This is a genomic window from Mycobacterium sp. NGS27, from assembly GCF_059813005.1.
Genome location: NZ_JCALDT010000003.1, coordinates 565,710 through 588,273 on the forward strand (window position 1 = coordinate 565,710; position 22,564 = coordinate 588,273).

The following is a 22,564-nucleotide window of genomic DNA, read 5'->3' on the forward strand; positions in this document are numbered from 1 at the left end:
CCGCAACATGACTCACGCGATCAGGCCGGTCGACTTCGACAACCTCAAAACGATGACCTACGAGGTCACCGACCGGGTTGCGCGCATCACGTTCAACCGACCGGACAAGGGCAACGCGATCGTCGCCGACACCCCACTGGAACTGTCGGCACTGGTGGAGCGCGCGGATCTCGACCCGAATGTTCATGTCATCCTGGTGTCCGGCCGCGGCGAGGGCTTCTGCGCGGGCTTCGACCTGAGCGCCTACGCCGACCGCACCGGGTCGGCCGGCGGCACCGGCGCATATCAGGGCACCGTGCTGGACGGAAAGACTCAGGCGGTCAACCATCTGGCGGACCAGCCGTGGGACCCGATGATCGACTACCAGATGATGAGCCGCTTCGTGCGGGGCTTCTCCAGCCTCATGCACGCCGACAAGCCGACGGTGGTCAAGATTCACGGCTACTGCGTGGCCGGCGGCACCGACATCGCGCTGCACGCCGATCAGGTGATCGCCGCCGCCGACGCCAAGATCGGTTACCCGCCGACCCGGGTGTGGGGCGTCCCGGCGGCGGGGCTGTGGGCCCATCGGCTCGGCGACCAACGTGCCAAACGCCTTCTGCTAACCGGTGATTGCCTCACCGGCGCGCAGGCCGCCGAGTGGGGTCTGGCGGTGGAGGCGCCGGACGCCAAAGACCTCGACGAGCGCACCGAGCGGCTCGTGGAGCGGATCGCGGCGGTGCCGGTCAACCAGCTGATCATGGTCAAACTCGCGCTGAATTCCGCTCTGCTGCAACAGGGCGTGGCGACCAGCAGGATGGTCAGCACCGTGTTCGACGGCGTGGCCCGCCACACGCCCGAGGGCCACGCTTTCGTGGCCGATGCGGTCGAGCACGGATTCCGCGAGGCGGTGCGGCATCGCGACGAACCGTTCGGCGACCACGGCCGCCGCGCGTCCGGAGTGTAGCCATGGCGGACATGACGGCACGGTCGGTGGTGCTCAGCGTGCTGCTGGGCGCTCACCCCGCGCACGCCCGGGCCAGCGAATTGGTCGGGCTCACTTCTGATTTCGGCATCAAAGAGTCGACGCTTCGCGTGGCGCTGACCCGCATGGTCGGTGCCGGCGACCTGATCCGCTCCGCGGACGGCTACCGGCTCTCGGATCGCCTGCTGGCTCGTCAGCGACGCCAGGACGACGCCATCGACCCGCGGGTGCAGCCGTGGAGCGGGGACTGGGTCACGCTCATCGTGACCAGTGTGGGGAAGGACGCTCGCACCCGCGCGGCACTGCGAACCGCGTTGCACGACAGGCGCTTCGGTGAACTCCGTGAAGGTGTGTGGATGCGCCCCGACAATATCGACGCAGACCCCGGTCCCGAGGTGACCGCCCAGGCGAGGGTGCTGCGGGCCCGCGACGACGACCCCGCCGAACTGGCCGCGCAGCTGTGGGATCTGCCCGCCTGGGCTCAAACCGGCCATCGGCTGCTCGACGAGATGTCCGCGGCGCCAGACATTCCCGGCCGTTTTCTGGTGGCCGCGGCGACGGTGCGACACCTGCTCACCGACCCGGTGTTGCCCGACGAGCTGCTGCCACCCGACTGGCCCGGCGCCCGGTTGCGGGCCGCATACCACGACTTTGCCGCTGAGCTGATGCGGCAGCGCGAACCACTATTTGCGGAGGCGACATGACTGACCCGGTGCGTATCGAGCGCAACGGCCCGGTGACCACGGTGGTCATCAACCGGCCGGCGGCCCGCAACGCGGTCAACGGCCCGACGGCCGCCGCGCTCTACGACGCGTTCGAGGAATTCGACCGCGATGACACCGCGTCGGTGGCGGTGCTGTGCGGCGATAATGGAACATTCTGTGCCGGAGCGGATTTGAAGGCATTCGGGACGCCCGACGCCAACGCCGTGCATCGCAGGGGCCCGGGTCCGATGGGTCCGACGCGGATGGTGCTGTCCAAGCCCGTCATCGCCGCGGTCAGCGGTTACGCCGTCGCAGGCGGCCTGGAATTGGCCATCTGGTGTGACCTGCGAGTCGCCGAGGAGGACGCCGTGTTCGGCGTGTTCTGCCGGCGCTGGGGCGTGCCCCTGATCGACGGCGGCACCGTGCGGCTGCCCCGGCTGATCGGACACAGCCGGGCGATGGACATGATCCTCACCGGCCGCGCGGTGGCCGCTGACGAGGCCCTTGCCATCGGGTTGGCGAATCGGGTTGTGCCCAAAGGGCAGTCGCGTCAAGCCGCCGAGGAGTTGGCGGCGCAGCTGGCGGCGCTGCCGCAGCAGTGCCTGCGCTCGGACCGGCTGTCGGCGTTGAACCAATGGGGCGCAACCGAATCCGACGCGATCGACTTCGAATTCGCCAGCATCTCCCGGGTGGCCGCCGAGGCGAACGAAGGTGCCGGGCGTTTCGCGGCGGGCGCCGGGCGGCACGGGGCGCCGGCCGGGTAACCGACGGGGCTCCTGCCTTACGGTGCCAGCCGCACCCGGCCGGGCTGTGTGGGCGGCGAGTCCGGACCACCCCCGCCACCGCTGGGTGGGCTCGCCGGCGCGGGAGCGGCGGGCGGCTCCTGTTGCGGTCCGGGCTCCTGCTGCGGAAGCGGCGGCTGTTTGGGTGGCGGCGGTTTCACGACCGGCTGTGGCGGTGTCACGATTTGGACGGTCGGCGGTGGATCCGGCGGAAGTTGCGGTGGGTCCGGCTGGCCCGTCTCCCCCGAAGGAAACTGCCATGCCAGGGCTGCGTAGCGCGTGTCCGCGGCGCGGTGCTGCGCCGGGTCCTGCGATCCGGGCACGGGATTCGCCATCGACGAGATGGAAGCGATCTTGGCTTGATTGTTCGGACAGTAGGCCTCGACCGCGGCGGAGATGAATCGGGCAACCGTGCGCATGACTCGGTCGGCAGGGTATGGGCCGCCGCCCGAATTCGCATTGAACGCCCGTTGCTTCATGTCGTCGACCACGCCGTCGACCGGCATTCCGCCGTCGAGTTGGCGACAAATCCGGTGGGCGGCGGCGATGAGGCTCGGCACATTCTCGAGGGCCGGGATCTGCTTTTGGTCGAGCAGCGCCACGAACTGGTCGTCGGGGTTGGGGTCGGCCGCCGCCGTGTCGTTGGGCAGCATGACGACGCCGGTCAGCACCAAGAGGGCCGTAACCAGGGTGCCGGCGTGGTTGGTGCTGAACATGACTGGATTCCGTTCTGCCGGCACGATCATATGCCGCGGCAGGGCGCGCGGCATTTCGAGCGGCAGGGGAATTGGCTGTGTGCGACCGCGCACGCCGCACCGGCACATCTTGACCGCTCCGCGGCTGGAATCACCGCGGCACGCGTGAAAACCGTTGCCGGCGAACGACTACCGGTCAGCCCGCTTTGTTGATCGTGTTACCCGAACCGATCTCGTCGACCTTGGGCGCGCCGTCCTTGTAGGTGATGGTGTTGTCCATGCCCAGCACGGTGATTCGGGTGTTGACCTTGTCGAAGGTGATCTTGTTGTTGGCGCCGGTGACGGTGACGGTCTCGCAGGTGCCCGTGATGGTCAAGGTGTTGTCCGAGCCGCCGACGTTCAGCGACTTGCCGCCGGCGCAGTCCAGGGTGGTGGTGGTGCCCATCGATCCGTAGTTCATCGTGTTGCCGATCTCGAGGGACGCGGTCGTGCTCGCCCCGCTCGATCCCGTCGTCGGGGCGGCGCCGGCACTCGTCGTCGCGCTGCTGCTCTTCGTGGTGGTCGTCGACGAACCCGACGGCGGCCCGGCCGTCGAGCTGCAACCGGCCAGCACCAGCGCTGCGGCGGCCGGCGTCATGGCGAACACGGCCAGCCGCAGCGAACGGTCACGGAGGTAGGCGGGCATGGTTCCTCGATTCTTGATCGGTTGTGGTGCCGTGGTTCAGCCCGGCACCTGCTGGAGCCGGTTGGTCATGCCCAGTTCGCGGCCGCGGTCCCACAGGGCGGGCTGACCGCCCTTGTAGAACACCGTTTGGTCGTAGCCGTACACGGTGATGTCGTGCGACACCGAGTCGGCGATGACGGTGTTCGACGAGCCCATCACCGTGACGGCGTAACAGTTGCCCAGCGCGGTGACGTTGTTGCGGGTGCCGTTGACCATCAGGGTGGCGTCGTTGCAGTCGACCGTCTGCTCGATGCCCTCCCCGATGACGTGAGTGTCACCGTTCTTGGCCTGCGCGACGTGCGGCGCGGCGACGGAGGTGGCAACGACGGCGAGGACGCAGGCGGCCAGTGACCCGGCGACAGTCGTCCACTTCACTGCGGGCCCCCTTTTAGACGGGTCGGCTACTCGAAACGAGGCAAGCATGACATTACGTGCATTCGCCTGCCCGGTGGCAGACTTTGAATTCCTTTGCCCGGCGCTCATATCCCCATGAGATCAATGTCTGAACGGTCGTCAACTAGAGTCATTAGTTAACCGCAACCCGTTCACGCGATCGAAGGGCACGCCATGGCAGCTCCACCGGATCCGCCGTCGGCGGCCGGGCGCCAGCGCGCGGGACGGCCCGCCTCCCGTCCCGCCAAGCTGAGCCGGGACGGGATCATCGACGGCGCCCTGACGTTTCTGGATCGCGAGGGCTGGGACGCGCTGACCATCAACGCGCTGGCGATGCAGCTCGGCACCAAGGGGCCGTCGCTGTACAACCACGTCGACAGCCTGGAAGACCTGCGGCGCGCGGTGCGGATTCGCGTCATCGACGACATCATCACGATGCTCAACCGGGTCGGCGAGGGCCGTGCCCGCGATGACGCGGTGCTCGTGATGGCCGGCGCCTACCGCAGCTACGCCCACCACCACCCCGGCCGCTACTCCGCCTTCACGCGGATGCCGCTGGGCGGCGATGATCCCGAATACACCTCCGCGACACGCGGCGCGGCCGCACCGGTGATCGCCGTGCTGTCCTCCTACGGCCTGGACGGCGAGGCGGCCTTTCACGCGGCTATCGAGTTCTGGTCCGCGATGCACGGCTTCGTGCTGCTGGAGATGACCGGTGTGATGGACGAGATCGACACCGACGCGTTGTTCTCCGACATGGTGCTTCGGCTGGCGGCGGGCCTGGAAAGGCGCACCGCCGCCGACGGTGCCCTGCACTAGCCGGAGCGCGTTTTCCGGCGATCGGCACGAGCGCCGCCGTCGCTTTGACCTGCGAGACCGGCGGCGGGTATTGTGGTCCCTCGTGCCTGGCGGCTTACGGCGCCTAACCGTAAGGGAGTGGATGCCGGGCGAATTCGCGTGTCCACGAAGCATCGGGCCAAGCCCGGTGCGCAGCGCATGCGACACACCCGGACGCGGGGTGATGCGGCCGGACATAACTGCAGTACACAGACTTGAGAACGCTCGAAGTATGCCGAACACGAACACAGAAAGCCTCCTAGATGCCAACCATTCAGCAGCTGGTCCGCAAGGGTCGCCGCGACAAGGTCGCCAAGGTCAAGACCGCGGCCCTGAAGGGCAGCCCGCAGCGCCGTGGCGTATGCACCCGCGTGTACACCACCACCCCGAAGAAGCCGAACTCGGCGCTTCGGAAGGTCGCCCGCGTGAAGCTGACGAGCCAGGTTGAGGTCACCGCCTACATTCCCGGCGAAGGCCACAACCTGCAGGAGCACTCGATGGTGCTGGTCCGCGGTGGCCGTGTGAAGGACCTCCCCGGCGTCCGGTACAAGATCATCCGCGGTTCGCTCGACACCCAGGGCGTCAAGAACCGCAAGCAGGCGCGCAGCCGTTATGGCGCCAAGAAGGAGAAGAGCTGATGCCGCGCAAGGGGCCCGCGCCGAAGCGTCCGCTGGTCAATGACCCGGTTTACGGGTCGCAGCTGGTGACGCAGCTGGTGAACAAAGTTCTGCTGGACGGGAAGAAATCGCTGGCCGAACGCATTGTTTATGGAGCGCTCGAGAACGCCCGGGAAAAGACGGGTACCGACCCGGTGATCACGCTCAAGCGCGCGATGGACAACGTCAAGCCCTCCCTCGAGGTGCGCAGCCGCCGCGTCGGTGGCGCCACGTACCAGGTCCCGGTCGAGGTGCGTCCGGATCGCTCCGTGACGCTGGCTCTGCGCTGGTTGGTCAGCTTCTCCAAGCAACGCCGTGAGAAGACCATGGTCGAGCGGCTGGCCAACGAGATCCTAGATGCCAGCAATGGCCTCGGGGCCGCCGTCAAGCGGCGCGAGGACACCCACAAGATGGCCGAGGCCAACCGCGCCTTCGCGCACTATCGCTGGTAGGGGCTCAACGACGCCCAAGGCAGTGTCGCCGGGCGCCAACCGACAGCGAACTAACCAAGCAATCGAAAGAGTGGGAAGACTTCTGTGGCACAGAAGGACGTGCTGACCGACCTGACCAAGGTCCGCAACATCGGCATCATGGCGCACATCGACGCCGGCAAGACGACGACGACCGAGCGCATCCTCTACTACACCGGTATCAGCTACAAGATCGGTGAGGTGCACGACGGCGCCGCCACCATGGACTGGATGGAGCAGGAGCAGGAGCGGGGGATCACCATCACCTCCGCGGCCACCACCTGCTTCTGGAAAGACAACCAGATCAACATCATCGACACCCCCGGGCACGTCGACTTCACCGTCGAGGTGGAGCGCAGCCTGCGCGTGCTCGACGGTGCCGTGGCCGTCTTCGACGGCAAGGAGGGTGTCGAGCCGCAGTCCGAGCAGGTCTGGCGGCAGGCCGACAAGTACGACGTCCCGCGTATCTGCTTCGTCAACAAGATGGACAAGATCGGGGCCGACTTCTACTTCTCCGTGAAGACCATGGAGGAGCGGCTCGGCGCCAACGCCATCCCGATTCAGCTGCCCGTCGGCTCCGAGGGTGACTTCGAGGGCATCGTCGACCTGGTCGAGATGAACGCCAAGGTGTGGCGCGGCGAGACGAAGCTGGGCGAAACCTACGACACCATCGAGATCCCGGCCGAGCTGGCCGAGAAGGCCGAGGAGTACCGCACCAAGCTGCTCGAGGCCGTCGCCGAGACCGACGAGGCGCTGCTGGACAAGTACCTCGGCGGCGAGGAGCTCACGGTCGACGAGATCAAGGGCGCCATCCGCAAGCTGACCATCAGCTCGGAGGCATACCCGGTGCTGTGCGGCAGCGCGTTCAAGAACAAGGGCGTGCAGCCGATGCTCGACGCCGTCATCGACTACCTGCCGTCTCCGCTGGATGTGCCGCCTGCCGTGGGCCACGCTCCGGGCAAGGAGGACGAAGAGGTCACCCGCAACCCGTCGACCGACGAGCCGTTCTCCGCGCTCGCGTTCAAGGTCGCGACGCACCCCTTCTTCGGCAAGCTGACCTACGTCCGGGTGTACTCGGGCAAGGTCGACTCCGGCAGCCAGGTCATCAACGCCACCAAGGGCAAGAAGGAGCGGCTGGGCAAGCTGTTCCAGATGCACTCCAACAAGGAGAACCCGGTGGAGACCGCCTCGGCGGGGCACATCTACGCGGTGATCGGGCTCAAGGACACCACCACCGGTGACACCCTGAGCGACCCGAACCAGCAGATCGTGCTGGAGTCGATGACCTTCCCCGACCCGGTCATCGAGGTGGCCATCGAGCCCAAGACGAAGAGCGACCAGGAGAAGCTGTCGCTGTCGATCCAGAAGCTCGCCGAGGAGGACCCGACGTTCAAGGTGCACCTGGATCAGGAGACCGGCCAGACCGTGATCGGCGGGATGGGCGAGCTGCACCTGGACATCCTGGTGGACCGGATGCGCCGCGAGTTCAAGGTCGAGGCCAACGTCGGTAAGCCGCAGGTGGCTTACAAGGAGACCATCCGGCGGGTGGCGCAGAACGTCGAGTTCACCCACAAGAAGCAGACGGGTGGCTCGGGCCAGTTCGCGAAGGTCATCATCAACCTGGAGCCGTTCACCGGCGAAGACGGTGCAACCTACGAGTTCGAGAACAAGGTCACCGGTGGCCGCATCCCGCGCGAGTACATCCCGTCGGTGGACGCCGGAGCCCAGGACGCGATGCAGTACGGCGTGCTGGCCGGCTACCCGCTGGTGAACTTGAAGGTCACTCTGCTCGACGGGGCGTTCCACGAGGTCGACTCGTCGGAGATGGCGTTCAAGATCGCCGGTTCGCAGGTGCTGAAAAAGGCTGCGCAGCAAGCGCAGCCGGTGATCCTGGAACCGATCATGGCCGTCGAGGTCACCACACCCGAGGACTACATGGGTGACGTGATCGGCGACCTGAACTCCCGCCGTGGCCAGATCCAGGCCATGGAGGAGCGAAGCGGTGCGCGCGTCGTCAAGGCGCATGTGCCGCTGTCGGAGATGTTCGGCTACGTCGGCGACCTGAGGTCCAAGACTCAAGGCCGGGCGAATTACTCCATGGTGTTCGACTCGTACGCCGAAGTGCCGGCGAACGTGTCGAAGGAGATCATCGCCAAAGCGACGGGTCAGTAGAAATCTGCTGGGAGTAATCTTGCCGGGTCATTGGAATGCCTGGGACGCGGCACAACTGAAAACACCAACACTGCTTTAACAAGCACCAACTAGTCCAGGAGGACACAGAAGTGGCGAAGGCGAAGTTCGAGCGGACGAAGCCGCACGTCAACATCGGGACCATTGGTCACGTTGACCACGGCAAGACCACGCTGACCGCGGCTATCACCAAGGTTCTGCACGACAAGTACCCCAACCTGAACGAGTCCCGCGCGTTCGACCAGATCGACAACGCGCCCGAGGAGCGTCAGCGCGGTATCACCATCAACATCTCCCACGTGGAGTACCAGACCGAGAAGCGTCACTACGCCCACGTGGACGCCCCGGGTCACGCCGACTACATCAAGAACATGATCACCGGTGCGGCCCAGATGGACGGCGCCATCCTGGTGGTGGCCGCCACCGACGGCCCGATGCCGCAGACCCGTGAGCACGTGCTGTTGGCCCGTCAGGTCGGCGTGCCCTACATCCTGGTCGCGCTGAACAAGGCCGACATGGTCGACGACGAGGAGCTGCTCGAGCTCGTCGAGATGGAGGTCCGCGAACTGCTGGCCGCCCAGGAGTTCGACGAGGACGCCCCGGTCGTGCGGGTCTCGGCGCTCAAGGCGCTCGAGGGCGACGCCAAGTGGGTCGAGTCCGTCGAGCAGCTGATGGAGGCCGTCGACGAGTCGATCCCGGACCCGGTCCGCGAGACGGAGAAGCCGTTCCTGATGCCCGTCGAGGACGTCTTCACCATCACCGGTCGTGGCACGGTGGTCACCGGTCGTGTCGAGCGCGGCATCATCAACGTCAACGAAGAGGTCGAGATCGTCGGTATCAAGCCGACCAGCACCAAGACCACCGTCACCGGTGTGGAGATGTTCCGCAAGCTGCTCGACCAGGGTCAGGCCGGCGACAACGTCGGGCTGCTGCTGCGTGGTATCAAGCGCGAGGACGTCGAGCGCGGTCAGGTCGTGACCAAGCCCGGCACCACCACCCCGCACACCGAGTTCGAGGGCCAGGTCTACATCCTGTCCAAGGACGAGGGCGGCCGGCACACGCCGTTCTTCAACAACTACCGTCCGCAGTTCTACTTCCGCACCACCGACGTGACCGGTGTGGTGACGCTGCCGGAGGGCACCGAAATGGTGATGCCCGGTGACAACACCAACATCTCGGTGAAGCTGATCCAGCCCGTCGCCATGGACGACGGTCTGCGGTTCGCGATCCGCGAGGGTGGCCGCACCGTCGGCGCCGGCCGGGTCGTCAAGATCATCAAGTAATCTCGCAGTACCGCAAAGCCCGGATTGCCGACTCGGCAATCCGGGCTTTGCGCGTTGGGTGGGCTGGGACCAAAGCGGACGAGTCCCTGCGGCGGTGGCGCGACCTGGTTTACGATTTGCCCATCTTTTCCTGACCGTAGCGTTGCGGGGGGTTGGCAATGTCGTTCGTTCAAGCGACGCCCGAATTCGTCGAGGCCGCGGCCGGGGACCTGGCCAGCATCGGGTCGACGATCACCTCTGCCAACACCGCCGCGAAGGGTCCGACGTCGAGCGTGCTGGCTCCCGGCGCCGACGAGGTGTCGGTGAGCATCGCCGCGCTCTTCGATGCGCACTCCCAGGTGTATCAGGCGCTCAGCGCGCAGGCGACCGCGTTTCACAGCCAGTTCGTGGAGTTGATGAACGGCGGTGCGGCGCAGTACGCGTTCGCCGAGGCCGCCAACACCGCCCCGCTGCAGGCCGCGGCGGCCCAGGCGTCGGTGGCCGCGCAGGTACCGGCGGTGAGCGCCGGCGCCGTGGGTACGTCCGCGCCGGCCGCGCCCGCCGGACCGCTGGCGGCGGGGATGGCGCCGGCCGCCGCGCCGCCTGCACCGGCCGGCCCGCCGGTTGCGGCCGCACCGACGGGATCGGCGACGCTGGCCTCGGCCACCACGCCGGCCGGCGCGGCGCGGGTGGTCACACCGGCTTACGCGCCGGCCAGCTCTGCCGCCACCGTCCAGCCGGCGGCATCGCCGGTATCGGTGGCGACACCGGCCGCCGCTCCCGCCGCGGCCGCGCAGGCCGGGGTGCCGCCACAGACCTCCGCGGCCCCGGCGATGCCGGTGTCGGCGCGCGCCGTACCGCACGCCGAGGCCGCCGCGCAGCCGGGGCCCCCGGCGGGCACGCCGGTCAAGCGGGTGCCGGTCGTACCCCCCGAACGGTGACCTGACGCGGTTTGCGCGTAATTCGTTCGCCGCGGCCCGGTGAGCGCTAATCTGACACCGATTCCCCAGCAAGCCGAGGAGGGGCATGTGTTAGCGCGCTACCTGAAGGCACAGTTGATCGTTTTGCTGTGCGGCGGCCTGGTCGGACCGATCTTTCTGATCGTGTACTTCAACCTGGGGCAAGACAGCCTGCTGCAGTGGATGTTCTACGTCGGTCTGCTGGTCACCGTGGCCGACGTGTTGGTCGCGCTCGCGTTGGCGAACTACGGCGCCAAGTCGTCGGCCAAGGCGGCCGCGCTCGAGCAGAACGGGGTGCTGGCGCTCGCGCAGATCACCGGGATCACCGAAACCGGAACATGGGTGAACAACCAGCAGGTCGTCAAAGTGCGCCTGCACATCGCCGGTCCCGGAATCCTGCCGTTCGACAGCGAAGACCGGGTGATCGCCAGCGTCACCCGGCTCGGCAACCTCAACGCCCGCAAGGTGGTGGTCCTGGTCAACCCCACCACCAGCGAATACCGGATCGACTGGGAGCGAAGCGCTTTGGTCAACGGGCTGGTGCCCGCGCAGTTCACCGTGGCCGAGGACAACAAGACCTACGACCTCAGCGGGCAGGCCGGCCCGCTGATGGAAATCCTGCAGATCCTCAAGGCCAACAACGTCGCGCTCAATCAGATGGTCGACATCCGGTCGAACCCGGCCCTGCGCGGCCAGATCCAGGCGGTGGTCCGCCGAGCGGTCGAACAGCAGACCCCTGCCCCGCAACCGGCTCCGGCCGGCGCGCCCGCCGCGGTGGTCACGCCTCCCGAGCCGTCGATCGCGGCGCGGTTGCAAGAACTGAAGGATCTGCACGCCAGCGGGGCGCTGACCGACGACGAATACGCCAGCCGGCGCGCGTCGATCATCTCCGAAATCTAGGCGCCCGTCCGGCAACGCCGGGTGAATTAGAACACGTTTCAGTTGCGCTGCTAGCCTGGCTTGATCTATCGGCGGTCGAAGGGGTTACACGTGGCTGGACAGGCCGGATCACTGCAGGGACGGGTCGCATTCATCACCGGTGGCGCCCGCGGGCAGGGACGCTCGCACGCCGTGCGGCTGGCCCGCGAAGGCGCCGACATCATCGCGCTCGACATCTGCGGGCCGGCGTCCGCAAGCGTGACCTACCCGCCGGCCACCCGCGAAGACCTCGACGAGACCGCCCGCCTGGTGGAGAACGAGGGGCGCAAGGTCTTGAGCCGCGAGGTCGACATCCGCGACGACGCCGCGCTTCGGGATCTCGTCGCCGACGGGATCGAGCAATTCGGCCGGCTCGACGTCGTGGTGGCCAACGCCGGAGTGCTGAGCTGGGGCCGCATTTGGGAGCTGACCGACGAGCAGTGGGACACGGTCATCGGGGTCAACCTGACCGGCACCTGGCGCACGCTGCGCGCCACCGTGCCCGCGATGATCGACGCGGGAAACGGCGGCTCCATAATCGTGGTCAGCTCGTCGGCGGGCATCAAGGCCACACCGGGCAACGGCCACTACTCGGCCAGCAAGCACGGACTCACGGCGCTCACCAACACGCTCGCCATCGAGCTCGGCGAATTCGGCATCCGGGTCAACTCCATCCACCCGTACTCGGTGGACACCCCGATGATCGAACCCGAGGCGATGATGGAGATTTTCGCCAAGCATCCCACCTTCGTCCACAGCTTTCCGCCAATGCCGGTGCAGCCCAACGGATTCATGGCGGCCGATGAAGTGGCCGACGTGGTGGCGTGGCTCGCCGGCGAAGGCTCGGGCACCCTGACCGGCACGCAGATCCCCGTGGATAAGGGTGCACTCAAGTACTGAGCGGCCATCGTGCTAAGAACACCACGTGAGTAGTGACGAAAGCGCCAACAACGGGATCGTGATCGTCGGCGGCGGATTGGCCGCCGCGCGCACCGCCGAGCAGCTGCGGAAGGCGGAGTATTCCGGGCCCATCACGATCGTCAGCGACGAGGTGCACCTGCCCTACGACCGCCCGCCGCTGTCCAAAGAGGTGCTGCGCAAAGAGGTCGACGACACCGCGCTCAAACCGCGCGAGTGGTACGACGAGAACGGCATCACCCTGCGACTGGGGTCGGCCGCGACGAGCCTGGACACCGCCGCGCAGACGGTGACTCTGGACGACGGGACGGCGCTTAGCTACGCCGAACTCGTCATCGCCACCGGCCTGGTGCCCCGCCGCATCCCGGCCATCCCGGATCTCGAGGGCATCCGCGTGCTGCGGTCCTTCGACGAGAGCCTTGCGCTGCGCGAGCACGCGTCGGCGGCGCAACGCGCCGTGGTCATCGGGGCCGGCTTCATCGGCTGCGAGGTGGCGGCCAGCCTGCGCAGCCTGGGCGTGGACGTGGTGCTGGTGGAGCCGCAGCCGACGCCGCTGGCCGCAGTGCTCGGCGAGCAGATCGGGCAGCTGGTCGCGCGGCTGCACCGTGCCGAAGGTGTCGACGTTCGCCTCGGGGTCGGGGTGGCCGAGGTGCGCGGCGACTCGCACGTCGAGGCGGTGGTGCTGAGCGACGGTACCGAATTGCCGGCCGACATCGTGGTGGTCGGCATCGGGTCGCGCCCGGCGACCGAATGGCTTGAAGGCAGCGGCGTCGAGGTCGACAACGGCGTCATCTGCGACGAGGCCGGACGCACCAGCGCGCCGAACGTCTGGGCCCTAGGCGACGTCGCATCGTGGCGTGACGCGACGGGACACCAAGGGCGCGTGGAACATTGGAGCAACGTCGCCGATCAGGCACGGGCCGTGGTGCCCGCGTTGCTGGGTCAGGACGTGCCGTCGGTGGTGGTCGTCCCCTACTTCTGGAGCGACCAATACGACGTCAAGATCCAGTGCCTGGGTGAGCCGGAAGCCGGCGACATCGTCCATATCGTCGAGGACGACGGCCGCAAGTTCCTGGCCTACTACGAACGCGACGGGGCGCTGGTCGGGGTGGTCGGCGGTGGGATGCCCGGCAAGGTAATGAAGGTTCGGGCCAAGATCGCCGCGGCCGTACCCATCGCGGAAGTGCTTGGCTGACACGGACTTTCGCTCGCTCGACTGCGCCGGATCATTGCCAGTCCACCGGCGGGCCATGCGGATGACATTCGCCCAGCACCTGCGGACCGCCCCCCGGCCAGACGCGGGCACGCACCACGAACTTGATCGGTGCGCCCGGCCCGTCACGCGCGGGCTCCATCGTGAGGTGGACGAACGGCGAGCGCGCATCGGCGCGCGCGGCCAGCGAGTCCAGATGGGCGCGCACGGCGCCGCGTTCCTCGGCGGACAGATACTGCCAGGTGATCGAATGCCACAGGACCGTCAGGGCCCCGTCGGCCAGCGTCAGGCCGGCGACCGCGTCGGCCGCCGTGCGGCGCTCGAGCACGGCCGGGACCCGGCGGGCCACCTCGATGGCGCCGCGCAGCCGCGCCAGCCGGGCACCCTGATCGGGCCACACATAACTCAGCACCGTCAGCTCCCCGTCGGCGTCACCGACGTCGAGAGGCGCGATGTCATAGCCGTGGCGCGCCACGATCCGCACGTCGCGCCGGGGTGGCAGCGCGCCGCGCCATGCGTCGTCGATGGTCACCGGCGAGTCGTCCGGCCCCCACTGCCCACCGGCGAACCCGTAGCGGTAGTGATCCCCGCGCAGGTTCAGCCCCGCGCTCGACCCGATCTCGTAAAGCCTTATCGGCAAGCCGAATTCGTGGTTGATGTGCAGCAGCCCGCCGATCAGGGCGGCCGATCGGCCCACCTCGTTGGTCTGCGGCGGCTGGCCGAGCGCCGCGCGCAGCATGTCGACGTGACCGGCGGCCGTGTCGAGGATTTCCGGCCAGGCGGACCGGGCGTCCCACCGGCCCCCGGTGCTGGGGTAGAAGCGGCGCAACCGCGCCGCCCGGCCGTCGAGCACCAGTCGGTGTAGCCCGCCGAGCAACCGCAGCGGCACCGCGTCGCGCGACGGCGCGTCCTCGCGCCCGGACAAGACGGTCGCGAAGACACCGCCGGCTTCGACGTCGCCGGCCACCAACTCGAACAGCTCGCCATACATCGGCGATCCCGACGAGGCGCAGAAGCTGCCCTGTGACCGCAGGGTGTGCAGCAGGTGCTCGGCCGTCACCTGCCCCACCCGTCCAGCCCCGCGCCTACGACGTCGAAGGCATTGCCCAGGGCGACCGGCAGCGGTACGGATTCGTCGCTCAGCCAGTGTTCGTATGCCGACAAGGCCACCCCGAGCATCGTCCAGGCGACCGTCTGGGGCGTCAGATCGGTGGTCTTGCAGTCCAGCCGGCGCGCCACGAATCCCGCGATCACCTCCCGCCAGCCCGCATACATCGTCATCGAATACGCTTGCAGCTCAGCGGTTTGCAGGATCACCCGCATGCGCTGGCGGTGGCGGGCCATCTCGGATTCGTCAAACGTGTTGAACGCCAACAACGCAGCGCGCAGCGCATCGCCCAGGCGCACGTCAGCATCGACGTCGTCGAGCAAATCGCGCAGGTGGGCAAGGTGGTTGTCGAAGTCGCCCCACGGAATGGCGTTCTTGGATGCGTAATACCGGAACAGGGTCCGGCGGGAGATGCCCGCGGCCTCCGCGACATCGTCGACGCTCACGTCGGCGAAACCGCGGGCCGCGAACATGTCGATCGCGACGTCGGTGATGTGGTGCGGGGTGGTCGAGCGGCGCCTGCCCACCCGCGGCTGCGGCACCATCAGACCCCGCCCTTCCATTTCGGCACTCGATGCCATATTCTGACGGCGAGTGTGACTCAGCTCCCATCGTTGTCAAGACCGGACGAAAGGCAAGCCCCGTGGACCACGAGACCGAAACCGACACCCAGCTCGTCGCCGAGACCCTGGTCGAAGAGGTGTCCATCGACGGCATGTGCGGGGTCTACTGACCGTGCCCGCGCCCGCGCAGGCTCGGACGCCGACGTCGTTCGATCCTGATCGCGGCTGGCGATTGCACCCGCAGGTGGCGGTTCGGCCGGAACCGTTCGGCGCGCTGCTCTACCACTTCGGTACCCGCAAGCTGTCGTTCCTGAAGAACCGCACCATCCTCACCGTGGTGCAGTCGCTGGCCGACCACGCCGACGTCCGGGCCGCCTGCCGCGCGGCGGGAGTGGACGACGCCGCGCAGGCGCCGTATCTGCACGCGCTGGGGGTGCTCGTCGAGTCCAACATGCTGGTGCCCCGGAAGGACGATCAATGACAACAGCGGCCCCTGTACCCCGGCTGATCGAGCAGTTCGAGCGCGGGCTGGACGCGCCGATCTGCCTCACCTGGGAGCTGACGTACGCCTGCAACCTCGCCTGTGTGCACTGCCTGTCGTCGTCGGGCAAGAGGGATCCGCGGGAGCTGTCCACCCGTCAGTGCATGGACATCATCGATGAACTCGAACGCATGCAGGTGTTCTACGTCAACATCGGTGGCGGGGAACCCACTGTGCGCCCGGACTTCTGGGAGCTGGTCGACTACGCGACCGAACACCACGTCGGCGTGAAGTTCTCCACGAACGGCGTCCGGATCACACCCGAGGTCGCCGCTCGGCTGGCCGCCAGCGACTACGTCGACGTGCAGATCTCGCTGGACGGCGCCACCGCCGAGGTCAACGACGCCGTCCGCGGCCCCGGATCGTTCGACATGGCGGTGCGAGCGCTGAAAAACCTTGCCAACGCCGGTTTCTCCGACGCCAAGATCTCCGTGGTCGTCACCCGGCACAACGTCGACCAACTCGACGAATTCGCCGCGCTGGCAAGCCGTTACGGCGCCACGCTGCGCATCACCCGGCTCCGCCCGTCCGGGCGCGGCGCCGATGTCTGGGAGGAGCTGCACCCCACCGCCGACCAGCAGGTCCAGTTGTATGACTGGCTGGTCGCCAAGGGCGAGCGGGTGCTCACCGGCGACTCGTTCTTCCACCTCGCTCCGCTCGGCCAATCCGGCGCCCTGGCCGGCCTGAACATGTGCGGCGCTGGCCGCGTCGTGTGCCTGATCGACCCGGTCGGCGACGTCTACGCCTGCCCGTTCGCCATCCACGACCGCTTCCTGGCCGGAAACGTGCTGTCCGACAGCGGTTTCTCCAACGTCTGGAAAAACGCCCCGCTGTTCCGCGAGCTGCGCGAGCCCCAGTCGGCGGGCGCCTGCGGCAGCTGCGGGCACTACGACAGCTGCCGGGGCGGATGCATGGCCGCCAAATTCTTCACCGGCCTGCCGCTGGACGGACCGGACCCCGAATGCGTACAGGGCCACAGCGTCACGGCGCTGGCGCACGACCGCGAGACGCCGCGTCCCCGCGCCGATCACTCCCGCGGCAAGCGCATCCGCCAGCCGGTGCCGCTCACGCTGTCGCTGCGACCACCGGCGGTCACGCCGGCCGCGCCGCCTGCGCGCATGTGTAACGAAAGCCCGGTGTAGCGGTGGCCGACGCATGGTTTGAAACCGTCGCCATCGCGCAGCAACGCGCCAAGCGGCGGTTGCCGAAATCGGCCTATTCGTCGCTGATTTCGGCCAGCGAAAAGGGAGTCACGGTCTCCGACAACGTGGCAGCCTTCAGCGAACTCGGATTCGCGCCGCACGTGATCGGTGCGCAGGAGAAGCGCGACTTGTCGACCAGCGTTATGGGGCAAGACATTTCGCTGCCCGTGCTGATCTCACCGACCGGTGTGCAGGCGGTGCACCCCGATGGCGAGGTCGCCGTGGCGCGTGCCGCCGCGGCCCGGGGCACCGCCATGGGGCTGTCATCGTTCGCCAGCAAGCCGATCGAAGAGGTCATCGCGGCGAACCCCAAGGTGTTCTTTCAGGTGTACTGGCTGGGCGACCGTGACGCGATCGCCGCGCGGGTCGAGCGCGCTCGCGCCGCCGGGGCGGTGGGGCTGATCGTCACCACCGACTGGAGCTTCTCGCACGGCCGGGACTGGGGCAGCCCGTCGATCCCGGAGAAGATGGACTTCAAGACCATCGTCAAGATGAGCCCGGAGGTCATCACCAAACCGCGGTGGTTCCTGCAGTGGGCTAAGACCATGCGGCCCCCGGAGCTGCGGGTGCCCAACCAGGGCCGCCGCGGCGAGCCGGGGCCCCCGTTCTTTCAGGCGTACGGGGAGTGGATGGGCACTCCGCCGCCGACCTGGGAGGACATCGCCTGGCTGCGCGAGCTGTGGGGCGGCCCGTTCATGCTGAAGGGCGTGATGCGCGTCGATGACGCCAAAAAGGCGGTGGACGCCGGGGTTTCGGCCATTTCGGTCTCGAATCACGGTGGCAACAATCTGGACGGCACGCCGGCCTCGATCCGTGCCCTGCCCGCGGTGGCGGCCGCCGTCGGCGATCAGATCGAGGTGCTGCTCGACGGCGGCGTCCGGCGCGGCAGCGACGTCGTCAAGGCCGTCGCGTTGGGAGCGCGCGCGGTGATGATCGGCCGCGCCTATCTGTGGGGGCTGGCCGCGGCCGGCCAACCGGGCGTGGAGAACGTTCTCGACATCTTGCGGGGCGGCATCGACTCGGCGCTGATGGGTCTCGGGTTGTCCTCGGTTCACGACCTCGGACCCGACCACGTCCTGGTGCCGTCCGGATTCACCCGGGCACTGGGCGTGCCCTCGGGCGGCGCGTAGGGAAAGCCTGGCCATGCCGGGCGGACATCTCCGGATTAAGTGACGCGGCCGCAAATCGTGATACGGGCGGGGTAACCGTGACGGACGAGCCCACGATTCGAACGCCCGGTGAACGGCCGGAGAAAAAAAGTTATTTTCAAGCTCCAACATTTGGTGCACGCCAGGTGAATTCGTCCTACCATCACCGAGTGTCCGTACTCGGCGACTTGGGAACCGCGACGTCGAGCCAGCTATCGAGCATGTCGGCGTCGGTATTGGTTCCGCTGGGGTCGACCGAACAACACGGCCCGCACCTGCCGCTGGACACCGACACCCGGATCGCGACGGCGGTCGCCGTCGGCGCTGCGCCGCGCCTCGGACCCGACTGGCTGGTGGCGCCCGCCGTCGCCTACGGCGCCAGCGGCGAGCACCAGAGTTTCGCCGGAACGGTCTCGCTGGGCACCGAGGCGTTGACGTTGCTGCTGGTCGAGTACGGCAGGTCAGCGGCCGCCTGGGCCCGGCGCCTGGTCTTCGTCAACGGTCACGGCGGCAACGTCACGGCGTGCAGCCGGGCGGTGGCCCAGTTGCGCGCCGAGGGCCGCGACGTCGGCTGGTCTGCCTGCCTGACCGCCGGCGGCGACGCCCACGCCGGCCATACCGAAACATCACTGTTGCTGCACATCTCACCGGCCGTCGTCCGGACCGACGAGTGGGTGCCGGGCAACGTCGCACCCCTGCCCGAGCTGCTCGGGTCGATGCGCCGTGGGGGAGTCGCGGCGGTCAGCCCGGTCGGCGTGCTGGGCGACCCGACCACCGCCACCGCCGCCGAGGGCGAGCGGATCTTGACCGAGATGGTCGACGGGTGTGTCCGTCGAGTCGTCCGCTGGCGCCCCGGGCCGGACGGGATGCTCAGGTGACCGCGCCCCGGCTGCCGAACGGGTTCGCCGTTCAGGTCGACCGCCGCGTGCGGGTGCTCGGCGACGGCTCGGCGCTGCTCGGCGGTTCGCCGACCCGGCTGCTGAAGTTGGCCCCCGCCGCGCAGGACATGCTCTCGGATGGCCGGCTGAAGGTGCGCGACGACCTCAGCGCCCAGCTTGCCCGCACGCTGCTGGACGCCACGGTGGCACATCCGCGGCCCGCCGGTGGCCCATCACACCATGACGTGACGGTGGTAATCCCGGTGCGCGACAACCTTTCTGGAGTGCGCCGCTTGGTCAGCTCCCTGCGCGGCCTGCGTATCGTCGTGGTGGACGACGGCTCGTTTCCTCCCGTCGAACCGGAAGATTTCGTCGGCGCGCACTGTGACATCGAGGTGCTGCGCCACCACCGCAGCAAGGGCCCGGCGGCGGCCCGCAACACCGGGCTGGCGGCCTGCCGGACGGACTTCGTCGCCTTCCTGGACTCCGATGTCGCGCCGCGCCGGGGCTGGCTGGAGGCCCTGCTCGGTCACTTCTGCGATCCCACGGTCGGCCTGGTCGCGCCCCGCATCGTGGGCCTGTCGCACAACGAGAACGTCGTGGCGCGCTACGAGGCGGTGCACTCCTCGCTCGACCTCGGGGAGCGTGAGGCGCCCGTGCTGCCGCACAGCACGGTGTCCTACGTGCCCAGCGCGGCGATCATCTGCCGGTGCGCGGCGATCCGGGGGGTCGGCGGGTTCGACGAGACCCTGCAGTCCGGCGAGGACGTCGACCTGTGCTGGCGGCTCATCGAGGCCGGCGTTCGGCTGCGCTACGAGCCGATCGCGCTGGTCGCCCACGACCACCGCACCGAGTTGCGGGATTGGCTTGCGCGCAAAGCCTTTTACGGCGGTTCGGCGGCCCCGCTTTCGGTACGCCACCCGGACAAGACGGCCCCGGTGGTGATTTCCGGCTGGGCGCTGATGACGTGGATCCTGATGGCGTTCGGGTCCACCCTGTCGCGGCTGGTGTCCGTGGTCTTCGCCGTGCTGACCGGTCACCGGATCGCGCGGGCGATGCGCAACGCCGAGACGTCGATGACCGATGTCGCGATGATCGCGGGACGCGGCCTGTGGTCCGCGGCGTTGCAGCTGGCGTCCGCGCTGTGCCGGCACTACTGGCCGCTGGCGTTGCTCGCCGCGGCCATGTCGCGTCACTTCCGGCGGGTCGTTCTGGTCGCGGCCGTCATGGACGGGGTGGTCGACTGGCTTCGCCGCCGCGACGCCATCAGCGACGATGTCGAACCGATCGGGCTGCCGACCTACCTGGTGCTCAAACGCGTCGACGACCTGGCGTACGGGCTCGGGTTGTGGTGGGGTGTGCTACGGGAGCGCAACGCGCGCGCACTGAAGCCTCAGATCCGGAGTTAACCACCACCTTGACCGCAGCCGCCTCGCACAGCGATGTGCTGATCGTCGGCGCCGGCAGTGCAGGATCGGTTGTTGCGGAACGGCTTTCCGCCGATCCGCGGTGTACGGTGACGGTCCTCGAGGCGGGCCCGGCGCTCGACGACCCCGGACTGCTCGCCCAGACGGCCAACGGGTTGCAGTTGCCGATCGGCGCCGGCAGTCCGCTGGTCCAGCGCTACCAGACCCGGCTCACCGACGAACCGGTCCGCCAGCACCCGCTGGTGCGCGGGGCGACGGTGGGCGGATCGGGCGCCATCAACGGCGGCTACTTCTGCCGCGGGTTGCCGCGGGACTTCGATCGCCTCGCCATCGAGGGCTGGGGATGGTCCGACGTGCTGGACAGCTTCCGCGCCATCGAGAACGACCTGGACTTCGATGGTCCCGCCCACGGCAACAGCGGGCCCATCCAGGTGCGCCGCACGCACGAAATGACCGGGACCACCGAGCGATTCATCGCCGCCGCCGAGCGCGCCGGATTCGGCTGGATTCCCGACCTCAATGACTGTGCGCCGGAGCACGTTTCGGGAATCGGGGCCGTCCCGCTCAACATCGTCGACGGCGTACGGCGCGGCCCCGGCGCGGGCTACCTGATCCCGGCGCTGAGCCGGCCGAACCTGCACCTGCGCGCGCGGACCCGGGTAGCAAGGCTGCGAATCGCCGGCACCGCCGTGGTCGGCGTCGATGCGGTCGGCCCGCGCGGCCGCATGACTCTGACCGCCGACCGAGTCGTGTTGTGCGCCGGTGCGATTGAGACGGCACGCCTGCTGATGCTTTCCGGTTTCGGAGAAGAAAAGACGTTGCGCGCCGCCGGCGTACCGGTGGTGGTGCCGCTGCCGGTGGGCACGTCGTTCACCGACCATGCCGAGTGGGTGCTGCCCACCGAATGGGCGGTGGCACCCGGACGGCCCGTGCTCGAGGTGGTGCTCTGCACGGCCGACGATCTCGAGATCAGGCCTTACACAGGCGGATTCGTCGCGATGACCGGTGACGGCACCGCCGGGCATGCCGACTGGCCCCACATCGGGGTGGCGCTGATGCAGCCACGCGCGCGCGGGCGCATTTCGCTGGTCTCGGCCGATCCCGACGTGGCGCCGCGGATCGAACACCGCTACGACAGCGAGCCCGAAGACGTGGCGGCGCTGCGCCGCGGCAGCGAGCTGGCCCGCGAATCGTCCGGCGGCACAATCGATGCCGCGGCGGCAATCTGGTCGACGTCCCAACACCTGTGCGGCACCGCACCGATGGGCCCCGACGCCGACCCGCGCGCCGTCGTCGACTCCCGCTGCCGGGTGCTCGGCATCGACAACCTGTGGGTGATCGACGGCTCTATCCTCCCCGCGATCACCAGCCGCGGCCCGCACGCCACGATCGTGATGATCGGGCACCGCGCCGCAAAGTTCGTTCAGTGATGGCGAGAGCAGTGGGCGGGCCGCGACGCGGTCACCGAAAGCGGCGACCGGGCAGCGGCCCGCCCGAAGAGACCGCGGAGGTCATGCGGTCCACGTAGATGGCCACGACAAGTGGCTGTGCGCGCGCAGATGTGCGTCGCGCGAACGATGCGTCGCAATATTCGTGGACGGCACGACCGCCATCTCATTGTTCGATAGCTCGTGCTTGTCTTTGGTCAGTTACCTCCTCTCGCCGAAGTGCGAAAGACGTTGGCATGACGGAGGCGAACGCTCCCGCGCCCACACCAGGGAGACCGGCCACCGGTCCCGGGTGGCATGCCGGCGCGCTGAGCACCTGATGCGTGTCGGCATGGCGGAAACCAGGGTGGTGGTGCGGCGCGAACCTCGCCGCGTCGCGGGCAACTCGCAGTTGGGGTGTCGAACCGGCACACTCGGTCGCTGTAGGCGCATCCATTCGGCCTCCACGATCGCCGTCGCCTCACTGATCGCCGCGCATGCCGGCTCGACCACGCTCGTAACGCCCATCAACACCACATCCACCCCGGGAGTACAGAGATGATTTGTATCTGTCGATATACATCT

Annotated in this window: 24 protein-coding genes; 19 read left to right on the forward strand and 5 right to left on the reverse strand. The window is 68.2% G+C overall.

Annotated features, from left to right (window positions below; all coding sequences use genetic code 11):
* Positions 1–7 precede the first annotated feature (7 nt).
* From AC5Y30_RS11210 to AC5Y30_RS11220, 3 genes are read left to right on the forward strand one after another with little or no spacing between them, the layout of a single operon-like run.
* A complete protein-coding gene (locus AC5Y30_RS11210) occupies positions 8–946 on the forward strand; it encodes a crotonase/enoyl-CoA hydratase family protein (protein ID WP_499918188.1) in 939 nt (312 codons plus the stop codon).
* A 2-nt stretch (positions 947–948) separates the two neighbouring features.
* Positions 949–1,668 carry a PaaX family transcriptional regulator C-terminal domain-containing protein gene (locus AC5Y30_RS11215; protein WP_499918189.1) on the forward strand — a complete coding sequence of 240 codons (720 nt, stop codon included), beginning with the start codon at positions 949–951 and terminating at the stop codon, positions 1,666–1,668.
* Positions 1,665–2,432: a crotonase/enoyl-CoA hydratase family protein gene (locus AC5Y30_RS11220; RefSeq protein ID WP_499918191.1), complete on the forward strand. Its 768-nt coding sequence runs from the start codon at positions 1,665–1,667 to the stop codon at positions 2,430–2,432. Before AC5Y30_RS11215 ends, AC5Y30_RS11220 begins: the two co-directional genes overlap by 4 nt.
* 17 nt (positions 2,433–2,449) lie before the next feature.
* On the opposite strand, the gene AC5Y30_RS11225 is transcribed toward AC5Y30_RS11220, so the two are convergent.
* The 3 genes from AC5Y30_RS11225 to AC5Y30_RS11235 form a co-directional block, all read right to left on the reverse strand.
* Complete coding sequence (locus AC5Y30_RS11225; protein ID WP_499918192.1) at positions 2,450–3,166, reverse strand: DUF732 domain-containing protein; 717 nt, start codon at positions 3,164–3,166, stop codon at positions 2,450–2,452.
* A 175-nt stretch (positions 3,167–3,341) separates the two neighbouring features.
* Positions 3,342–3,830 (reverse strand): DUF3060 domain-containing protein, encoded by a 489-nt coding sequence (locus tag AC5Y30_RS11230; RefSeq protein ID WP_499918194.1) that lies wholly within the window; start codon positions 3,828–3,830, stop codon positions 3,342–3,344.
* A gap of 36 nt (positions 3,831–3,866) precedes the next feature.
* Positions 3,867–4,244: a DUF3060 domain-containing protein gene (locus tag AC5Y30_RS11235; protein ID WP_499918195.1), complete on the reverse strand. Its 378-nt coding sequence runs from the start codon at positions 4,242–4,244 to the stop codon at positions 3,867–3,869.
* A 192-nt stretch (positions 4,245–4,436) separates the two neighbouring features.
* Here AC5Y30_RS11235 and AC5Y30_RS11240 point away from each other — a divergent pair, with 192 nt between their 5' ends.
* From AC5Y30_RS11240 to AC5Y30_RS11280, 9 genes are all read left to right on the forward strand, one after another.
* Positions 4,437–5,081: a TetR/AcrR family transcriptional regulator gene (locus AC5Y30_RS11240; protein WP_499918196.1), complete on the forward strand. Its 645-nt coding sequence runs from the start codon at positions 4,437–4,439 to the stop codon at positions 5,079–5,081.
* Positions 5,082–5,362: 281 nt separating this feature from the next.
* A complete protein-coding gene (gene rpsL / locus AC5Y30_RS11245) occupies positions 5,363–5,737 on the forward strand; it encodes a 30S ribosomal protein S12 (protein WP_007767794.1) in 375 nt (124 codons plus the stop codon).
* On the forward strand, positions 5,737–6,207 hold the full coding sequence (rpsG, locus tag AC5Y30_RS11250) for a 30S ribosomal protein S7 (RefSeq protein ID WP_007767793.1): 471 nt from the start codon (positions 5,737–5,739) through the stop codon (positions 6,205–6,207). Before rpsL ends, rpsG begins: the two co-directional genes overlap by 1 nt.
* 84 nt (positions 6,208–6,291) lie before the next feature.
* Positions 6,292–8,397, forward strand: a complete 2,106-nt coding sequence (gene fusA, locus AC5Y30_RS11255) for an elongation factor G (protein WP_499918197.1) — start codon at positions 6,292–6,294, stop codon at positions 8,395–8,397.
* A 110-nt stretch (positions 8,398–8,507) separates the two neighbouring features.
* Entirely contained in the window at positions 8,508–9,698 is a 1,191-nt protein-coding gene (gene tuf / locus AC5Y30_RS11260) for an elongation factor Tu (RefSeq protein ID WP_044483827.1), read from the forward strand.
* A 158-nt stretch (positions 9,699–9,856) separates the two neighbouring features.
* Positions 9,857–10,618 carry a PE family protein gene (locus tag AC5Y30_RS11265; protein WP_499918198.1) on the forward strand — a complete coding sequence of 254 codons (762 nt, stop codon included), beginning with the start codon at positions 9,857–9,859 and terminating at the stop codon, positions 10,616–10,618.
* 87 nt (positions 10,619–10,705) lie between these two features.
* On the forward strand, positions 10,706–11,536 hold the full coding sequence (locus tag AC5Y30_RS11270; RefSeq protein ID WP_499918268.1) for an SHOCT domain-containing protein: 831 nt from the start codon (positions 10,706–10,708) through the stop codon (positions 11,534–11,536).
* Positions 11,537–11,626: 90 nt separating this feature from the next.
* On the forward strand, positions 11,627–12,454 hold the full coding sequence (locus AC5Y30_RS11275; RefSeq protein ID WP_499918199.1) for a mycofactocin-coupled SDR family oxidoreductase: 828 nt from the start codon (positions 11,627–11,629) through the stop codon (positions 12,452–12,454).
* Positions 12,455–12,479: 25 nt separating this feature from the next.
* The gene (locus tag AC5Y30_RS11280; RefSeq protein WP_499918200.1) at positions 12,480–13,667 is read left to right on the forward strand and encodes an NAD(P)/FAD-dependent oxidoreductase; all 1,188 of its coding nucleotides are present in this window, start codon (positions 12,480–12,482) and stop codon (positions 13,665–13,667) included.
* 31 nt (positions 13,668–13,698) lie between these two features.
* On the opposite strand, the gene AC5Y30_RS11285 is transcribed toward AC5Y30_RS11280, so the two are convergent.
* On the reverse strand, positions 13,699–14,745 hold the full coding sequence (locus tag AC5Y30_RS11285; RefSeq protein WP_499918201.1) for a DUF2332 domain-containing protein: 1,047 nt from the start codon (positions 14,743–14,745) through the stop codon (positions 13,699–13,701).
* Positions 14,742–15,338 (reverse strand): mycofactocin system transcriptional regulator MftR, encoded by a 597-nt coding sequence (gene mftR / locus AC5Y30_RS11290; protein WP_499918269.1) that lies wholly within the window; start codon positions 15,336–15,338, stop codon positions 14,742–14,744. The genes AC5Y30_RS11285 and mftR overlap by 4 nt, the downstream gene beginning before the upstream one ends.
* A 98-nt stretch (positions 15,339–15,436) precedes the next feature.
* Here mftR and mftA point away from each other — a divergent pair, with 98 nt between their 5' ends.
* The 7 genes from mftA (at position 15,437) to mftG (ending at position 21,982) form a co-directional block, all read left to right on the forward strand.
* Complete coding sequence (gene mftA, locus AC5Y30_RS11295; protein WP_463832414.1) at positions 15,437–15,526, forward strand: mycofactocin precursor MftA; 90 nt, start codon at positions 15,437–15,439, stop codon at positions 15,524–15,526.
* Positions 15,511–15,837 (forward strand): mycofactocin biosynthesis chaperone MftB, encoded by a 327-nt coding sequence (mftB, locus tag AC5Y30_RS11300; RefSeq protein WP_499918202.1) that lies wholly within the window; start codon positions 15,511–15,513, stop codon positions 15,835–15,837. The genes mftA and mftB overlap by 16 nt, the downstream gene beginning before the upstream one ends.
* Positions 15,834–17,039, forward strand: coding sequence for a mycofactocin radical SAM maturase (gene mftC / locus AC5Y30_RS11305; protein WP_499918203.1), 1,206 nt, complete (start codon positions 15,834–15,836; stop codon positions 17,037–17,039). The genes mftB and mftC overlap by 4 nt, the downstream gene beginning before the upstream one ends.
* Before the next feature lie 2 nt (positions 17,040–17,041).
* Positions 17,042–18,229 carry a pre-mycofactocin synthase MftD gene (gene mftD / locus AC5Y30_RS11310; protein ID WP_499918204.1) on the forward strand — a complete coding sequence of 396 codons (1,188 nt, stop codon included), beginning with the start codon at positions 17,042–17,044 and terminating at the stop codon, positions 18,227–18,229.
* Between the two features lie 164 nt (positions 18,230–18,393).
* Positions 18,394–19,125, forward strand: a complete 732-nt coding sequence (gene mftE, locus AC5Y30_RS11315) for a mycofactocin biosynthesis peptidyl-dipeptidase MftE (RefSeq protein ID WP_499918205.1) — start codon at positions 18,394–18,396, stop codon at positions 19,123–19,125.
* Positions 19,122–20,534 carry a mycofactocin biosynthesis glycosyltransferase MftF gene (mftF, locus tag AC5Y30_RS11320; RefSeq protein ID WP_499918206.1) on the forward strand — a complete coding sequence of 471 codons (1,413 nt, stop codon included), beginning with the start codon at positions 19,122–19,124 and terminating at the stop codon, positions 20,532–20,534. Before mftE ends, mftF begins: the two co-directional genes overlap by 4 nt.
* Before the next feature lie 8 nt (positions 20,535–20,542).
* Positions 20,543–21,982, forward strand: coding sequence for a mycofactocin dehydrogenase MftG (gene mftG, locus AC5Y30_RS11325; RefSeq protein ID WP_499918207.1), 1,440 nt, complete (start codon positions 20,543–20,545; stop codon positions 21,980–21,982).
* The last annotated feature ends 582 nt before the right edge of the window (positions 21,983–22,564 follow it).